The sequence below is a fragment of the Thiorhodococcus minor genome, from assembly GCF_010820565.1.
Classification (GTDB): domain Bacteria; phylum Pseudomonadota; class Gammaproteobacteria; order Chromatiales; family Chromatiaceae; genus Thiorhodococcus; species Thiorhodococcus minor.
The window spans coordinates 63,290-69,826 of sequence record NZ_JAAIJQ010000027.1 but is presented as its reverse complement, the minus strand read 5'-3'; the positions used below and the strand labels follow the sequence as shown (position 1 = coordinate 69,826).

Below are 6,537 nucleotides of genomic sequence, written 5' to 3'. Positions count from 1 at the left end.
TGACCTTGCGCACCGCGTCGCAGAGCAGGTTGATGTCGGTGGGAAAGTGCACGTCGGTCTCGACGACGAAGGAGTCACAGCGCACCTGAAGCCCGTCGTCTGGGCTTTTTTTTACCAAGGCGTGACCGGCGTCCACGACTTCCTGATTGATGCGCTCAAGCACCTCGGGGGTGAACAAGCGCAGATTATCCTTGAGCGTCTGCACGCCCCACCGGGTCTCCTCGCCCCAGTCGCTGTGACCGAGCATCTGGCGCACCGTGCGGTGCTGGTTGGCCAGCTCCGCGATGCGGTCGTAATCGGCATTCAGCCCCAGACGCAGCACCCCGAGCACCAGAATCTGCCACTGCGCCATCCCCGGACGCCCGGTCTCGGCGCTCACCGGACCCGAGCCGTCGGCGCGCTCGGGCAGCACCTCGGCAAGGATCGCGAAGACGCGCTCGCGCACCGCCGCGTCGGTGTAAATGAACTGCAGCCCGCGTAGCAGCCGTGGGATGTCATCGCGTGAGCGGTGGTCGATCTCAATGGCGCCGATGTCGACCTCACCGAGTTGCAATTGGGGCTTGATGATTTCGCGCATGAGGATTGCAATGACGAAGTTCATGAAGGTTCATTCGGTTTTCATTCGAAAACCACCCGCGATGGCCGTCTCGACCTGGAAAAATCAACGCCTTAGACGCCAATGCGCCCCTATTGATCGATCTCGGCGCCGAAACTTCGACCATGGGGTCATATTTTAAGCCATTGTCCCGTAAGATGAAACAGACTTTTCGGCCAGGCACTATATAGCTGGGCGCCTGATAAAGCGCGAGCAGATTGCGGTAGCTCTCAAGCAGCTCGTTGGGATTGCCGTAGCGTGCGGCGAGGGTGTCGTACTCGGTCCAGATGTCCTCGCGCACCGCCGCCAGGTGCTGCATCAGCGCTGTCGCGTGGGTGTGCTGCGGGGTACCGCTCGCGAGCCGCACGCTGCTCAGCATGTCGCGCGCCAGGACCTGGACGAGCTCGATGGCGATGATGGGTGCCGCGCGCTCGGCGAAGGCCAGCGCCATCCCCGGCTCCTGGCGAGCGAGGGTGCGGATGGCACCGCCCAGCCCCCAGGGCGCCTGCTCCATGAAACCCTGCTCCTCGGCCGAAAGGGTCTCGATCCCGAGCTTGAACTTCTGCACCAGACCCGCCTCTCCCGCGTCGCCGATCAGCAGGGCACGCACACGCGGGATGAGTCCCTCCAAGGTGACCTGCTCCTGTGTCGGCTCGCGACACTCTGAGAGGGAGGCGCAGCGCCAGACCACGACCTTCTGCAGATCCCCCTCACCGCCGCCATAGAGCAAGTCGCTCACGGTCAGGGTGGCTTCCAGATAGGTGGTCGGCAGACTCTTACCGCCGTCGTCGCTCGTCTCCAATTCGCCGTCCGCGGAGCCCACAATCAAACTCCCGGTGAGGCTCATCAGCGCCTCGAGCAGGGCCTTGTCCCCATGGCTGTACCAGCTCTGAACGGAATGATCGGTCAGCGCCTTCCAGACCAGATTGCCCTCGAACTGTTTGCTCGCGGCGGCGGGGACCTGCTCGTAGACCGTCTCCAGTGGCCCCTTTCCTGTCACGGTCGAGCGGTTCTCGAAGACATCGCCAATCTCGTAGAGGTCGGCCATGAGGCTCGCCTCGCCGTAGCGCTTGCCGGTGAGCGCTGAAGCGGCATCGTTGACCAGTCCCTGCGCGAGCTGACAGGAGTTGGCCGAGAGGGCGTTGATCTGCGCGACCTTCTTCTGCAGCTGCTCGATGATCTCTGCCGCCGAGGGCGCCATGGTGGTCAGCGCCAACTGAAAGGCATAGCCCGCCGCATTGGAGGCGATCGAGCGCAGCAGATTGGTGAACTGCTCGACGTTGATGAAGGAGAAGGAGCCGCCGAAGAGGTCGATGCCCCCGCAGCCGGCCTCGTAGGAGGGCGGGACGATGGAGATCGGATGCACGTTGGTGATGCGGTTGCGCGAGACGATCGAGCCGCCGGAGAGCACGCCACGCCGCTGTCCCAGATGTGCGGAGGGGTCGGTGACATTGACCAGGGTGCCGAAGAGGCTGTCCATCTCGGCGCTCAGGTCGGCGTGGGCGGGGAGGGCGGTGCACAGGGTGGCCGCCAGGGCGAGTCTGGGCCAGGTCCTGTGAGGCGCATGAGTCGACATCGGAAACCTCGCTCAGGGTGCGGCCGGTGAATCGGCAGACGTGCTGTCGGGCGCTAACGCGTTGCCTTGCGCCTGCTCGCGCAATAGCGCCAGGAAGGCCTCTGGATCTTCGGGGATCGTGGTGGGAAACGCGCGGGACGCATCGAGCGTCAGGTCCGCCACCAGCGGCTTGGTCCGGGCGAAGCTGTCGGCGTCGATCCAGCCGGCCTCATGCGCGGCGAGCAGAATGCGCTGCTCGAGGTCCGTGAGCGAGAGCAGCCCTTGAGCGAGCGGAGCGACCCCGTCGGGTGGGCGCACCAGGAAGAGCGCCGGGGTGGAGACGACGCCGAGCCGTTGCGCCTGTCCGGCATCGGGACGGAAGTCTGGGAAGGCCCCGCCGGGCAGAGGGCGCCCATCCAGGGCGATGGCCTGAACGGTGAAGCCCTGTCGCTCCGCGAGGAGGCGCAGCACCGGCGCCTGGGCCGCGCAGTAGGGGCAATCTGACCGGTAGAAGAGCCAGATCCCGGCCTCCTTGGCGAGCGTCTGAAGCACCTGCTCGCGCTGCTCGCCGGCCACCCGGTTGAGCAGGTTGGCGTAGTTGCCGACCGGCCGGCGCGTGGTCTCGTCGAGGTAAGGATCGCTCTGGACCACCCGCTGGAAGGTCTCGGTGAAGCGCGACGCCTTGTCGAGGGCGAGCTTCTGCAGATAGAGGTAGAGCGCAACCCGCGTGGGGCGGGGATCGTCGATCGCCTGGAGGCGGTAGTCGTCGAGGTGCGCGCGCAGCCAGGCCGCCGAGAGTGGGGCGGGCTCGGCCGGGGTCGGATCGATGATCGGTGCCGCCTCGGGCGGCGGAGCGGTGGGTATGACCACCGGCGCCGGCTCAGGCTCGGCCGGCCTGGGTGGTGCGATCTCAGGCTCGCTCTGGTACCAGAACCAGCCTTCGGCACGACGCTCGTAGAAACGGGTCGGCTCTGCCGCCTTCGCCAGGAAAGGCGCCTGGAGGAGCGCCAGGGTGAGCAGCACGGACTGCCACTGGTGCACCCGCGGCTCAGATGACCTGAGGAGCATGATCGGGCGCCCGGCGCACGCGCCGTGACTGGCGTAAAGGTGCGGTGTGCGCGGCCACCTGGGCGGGGGTCGAGAGGGTGACCGGATACCAATGGGGCCGCTTATAGGCGTGGTGGCGGCGCTTGGCGATGGGAAGGCGGAGCATCTGACCGTCGATGAAGTAGACCAGCGGACTGCAGGCGACTAAGGCGATCTGACTGCTCGCTTGGAGCTGGATCAGTGCCGCGATGCCGGCGTCCGAGAGGCCCTGCCAGAGCACGACCTGTCCATTCAGGGTGCAGGCGTGATCGCCGGCAAAGCCATCGATGCGCTGACACAGCTCGATGAAGGATACCCCGCCACCGAGGTGCTTGATCAGGTCGAGAATCGCCTGCTCCAACCGTCAGTGCCTCCGGTCGCCGAGGTCGATTCCCAGCCGAGGAAGCGCCCCGAGGGGCAGGTTTCGCAGCGGCAGGGACGGGCTCGTCCCGAGCGCCTCGCGCTCGCGCTCCTCACGCAGGCTCAGCGCGCGACAGACCTGGCGGACGCTCACCTGGGTCGCCAAAGCCGTCTCCAGATACCGCTCCGCCAGCTCCCGGTCGGCGAGGCGCTCCCAGTGGGCGAGGATGGCTTCCTCCTCGGTCACGCTCGGATTGGCGGGACGCCCACCGTTGGGAAACGCGTCGTCGAGGCCCAAGCGCTTGCGCTGATCACGGTACTGCTGCGGGGGCCAGCCGTAGAGCTCGCCCATCAAGTGACGCGGCGCACCGGCCTGCAGCAAGCGGGTCTGGAGGTCGAGGGTCCGACGCTGCTCGGCGAGCCGTTGCAGCGTCCAACGTGCCTTCGGATGGTTGATGCGGATCTCCAAATCAATGAACACCTGGCAGCGTGTCTCGAGCCAATGGAAGTCCTGGAGCGAGAGCGCTTCGAACAGGCGAATCTCATCCCAGTCGAAGCCCCATTGCATCGCCTCCTCGTAATTTCCGGCATGAATCAGGCGTGTGACGTGGTGCAGGATGAAGGCGGAGGGCGCGTGTCGTTCCACCACAGGATCTCCGGGCGTGTCATGGGTCGGTCTGGGCGGTGAGCACAGGCCGAGTGGGTTGCGCGGAGCCTATCGGACGGCGAGACCGTCTGGAACCAAGAACGGTGATCGCGCGGCTAACCGTTTCTCGGCGCCCGAGGCGCCAGGCATCGCCGGGCTCGAAATCGGTGTGGGCAGGGGACGAATGCCGGTCAGTCGCGCTCGCGCTCCTCGGCCTCATCTGTCTCGGCGTCGGCGTCATCGGTCTCCTCCAAGCCGGTGAGCACCTCTCGGGCGGCGCGGTCCACGGCCTCCCCCTGACCCCGGCGCTCGGCCTCCGCGTGCGCATAGCGGTGCAGCTCGATGAAGCTCTGGGCGGCACGTCCGAGCCGGTTGCGCCAGTCGATCTCGATCTCCGTGCGTGCCTTGCTGGAGAGCAGACCCGACAGCCAGAGGGTGTCGATCGCGATCATCACCTGGTCGAGCTCAAGGATCAGCTGGGTGTAGGCGCCGATGTGGGGTGAGGCGATCTGGACCTTGAGGTCGATCGGATGGGTATAGCGCGGCTGCACCTTCAGCAGGTCGTGCCGCTCCAGCTCGAGCTGCCAGCGCTCGCGCTCGGCGAGAATGGCGCCACTGAGCTCCTCGAGACGCTGGGTGATCACCGTCTCGAACTGATCGGCCTCCGCATCGGTGGCGACGATCCGCAAGATGACGTCGATGCCGTAGAGGGCGGTCATGGTCGGACGGAACTGCCGTTGGCTGACCAGCCGGCGCGCGTATTCGCTGTGGATGCGCACCGGGCGGTCGAACACCGGGCGGCTGTGACGATAGGGACGCCGCGAGGGGCGCGGCGCTGCTGGCGTGGCTCGCGTCTGGGGCGGGCGGTCCGGGGCGGTCTCGCGCGGCGGACTGGGCGGGGTGTCAGAATCACTGGACATGGCGGTTCGATGGCTCCGGGGACGTGGTTGGCGGAGAGGGCGGCGGACGGAGGCCCGGTTAAGCGCACCGGATGCCGTGCCAGGGGCTCCGACGTGGCTGTCGGGCCGGTCCTTGCCGCGGCATCCTCCCGCGCCGCCGGAGCGGCTCACAAGCTGGAACGGTGAATCCACGGACGCCGGTTCTCAGGCGAGAACGGTCTTCGGCGGATGAACCGTTATGGCCGGCGGGCGGTGCCGCCTTCGCCTAGGCTCACGTCCAGGAGCCCTGTCCGATTCGGAGGCCATCAGCCGATGTCTCAACCATGCTGAGCTTTCGCCGCCTGTTCCTGCTCTTGCTGGGTGTGCTGGGGTCCAGCGCCACGGTTGCCGAGACACAACCGGCGATTCGGGTCATTGCCGCCGCAACCATCGTTTCCGACGGGATGACACCACCCTCGGTGACCCGCGACCCCGGGACGTTCCTGCATGCGACTGCCTCCCGCGGGGAGGTGCTACCCGGGCAGGCTCGCGCCACATCGGGATTCTTGCAGGGCACCCTCTGGCAGCAGGTCGCCGAGCGCCACGGGCTCGATCCGACCCTGCTCTATGCCGTGGCCCTCCAAGAGAGCCGTCACCGAGCCGGGCCGCGCCGCTCGGCGCCTTGGCCCTACACCCTGCGCGGTCCGGAAGGACCGCAGTTCCTCCCCTCGCGGCCGCAGGCCGCACGGGCGCTGGGTCGACTGATGGCCAAGCACGGGGCCTTGAGCATCGATGTCGGACTGATGCAGGTAAATCTGCACTGGCATGGCGGCAAGGTGGCGGATCCCGCGCAGCTGCTGGATGCCCGCACGAACCTCGAGATCGCCGCCGACATCCTGGTCGAGGCCATCCGTTCGGCCCCTGGCGACCTGGAGCTGGGCGTCGGGCGCTACCATCACTGGAAGGACGAGCGGATTGCGCGTGCCTATGGACGCCGTGTCCTGCGAATGGCGCGCGCCATGGCGGCGAGCTGAGCGCCCCCGGCTGTGTTCACCGATGACCAGGTCGTTCGTTTCCAATCGCTTGGTCACCCGATCGAGCGATCGCGCGCTGACCCGCCCCTCGTCTGACCGAGGCGTTCTGAACGTCTGACGCCCCTCCGCCCGCCCGCTGTCCCACCTCGAAGCACGGATGACCTCGATCGCTCGCGAGTCTGGTGTCTGTCGGCCGCTGACCCAATGGGCGAATCGCCATGGACTGATGGCATCGCCCGTTCCCGCCGCGCGTCCTTGCCTCTGCGTGATCTCCTCGGTCGCGGCGCGAAAGCCTCGGCTTCGCGTATGCCCCCGGGACGTCTGCCTCATCGAGCCGGAGCCCAGGATAGCGGTACAGGTACGATTCTGCTATTTCTTGGAAA

Annotated in this window: 6 protein-coding genes and 1 pseudogene; 1 reads left to right on the top strand and 6 read right to left on the bottom strand. The window is 66.9% G+C overall.

The features are described 5' to 3' along the window. The 6 genes and pseudogenes from G3446_RS11080 to G3446_RS11055 all read right to left on the bottom strand — a co-directional run. A pseudogene (locus G3446_RS11080) lies at positions 1–577 on the bottom strand (ISNCY family transposase); the annotation flags it as partial. Then, on the bottom strand, positions 540–2,171 hold the full coding sequence (locus G3446_RS11075) for a conjugal transfer protein TraH (RefSeq protein ID WP_245232446.1): 1,632 nt from the start codon (positions 2,169–2,171) through the stop codon (positions 540–542). The gene G3446_RS11075 and the pseudogene G3446_RS11080, both read right to left, overlap by 38 nt. A 12-nt stretch (positions 2,172–2,183) precedes the next feature. Next, positions 2,184–3,218 (bottom strand): conjugal transfer protein TraF, encoded by a 1,035-nt coding sequence (locus tag G3446_RS11070; RefSeq protein WP_164452892.1) that lies wholly within the window; start codon positions 3,216–3,218, stop codon positions 2,184–2,186. Next, on the bottom strand, positions 3,199–3,597 hold the full coding sequence (locus G3446_RS11065) for a hypothetical protein (protein ID WP_164452891.1): 399 nt from the start codon (positions 3,595–3,597) through the stop codon (positions 3,199–3,201). The genes G3446_RS11070 and G3446_RS11065 overlap by 20 nt, the downstream gene beginning before the upstream one ends. Before the next feature lie 3 nt (positions 3,598–3,600). Continuing rightward, a complete protein-coding gene (locus G3446_RS11060; RefSeq protein WP_164452890.1) occupies positions 3,601–4,242 on the bottom strand; it encodes an STY4526/YPO1902 family pathogenicity island replication protein in 642 nt (213 codons plus the stop codon). Positions 4,243–4,433: 191 nt separating this feature from the next. Beyond that, on the bottom strand, positions 4,434–5,162 hold the full coding sequence (locus G3446_RS11055; protein WP_164452889.1) for an AcaB family transcriptional regulator: 729 nt from the start codon (positions 5,160–5,162) through the stop codon (positions 4,434–4,436). Positions 5,163–5,464: 302 nt separating this feature from the next. On the opposite strand from G3446_RS11055, the gene G3446_RS11050 reads away from it, so the two are divergent. Beyond that, positions 5,465–6,154 (top strand): transglycosylase SLT domain-containing protein, encoded by a 690-nt coding sequence (locus G3446_RS11050; protein ID WP_164452888.1) that lies wholly within the window; start codon positions 5,465–5,467, stop codon positions 6,152–6,154. Positions 6,155–6,537 lie beyond the last annotated feature (383 nt).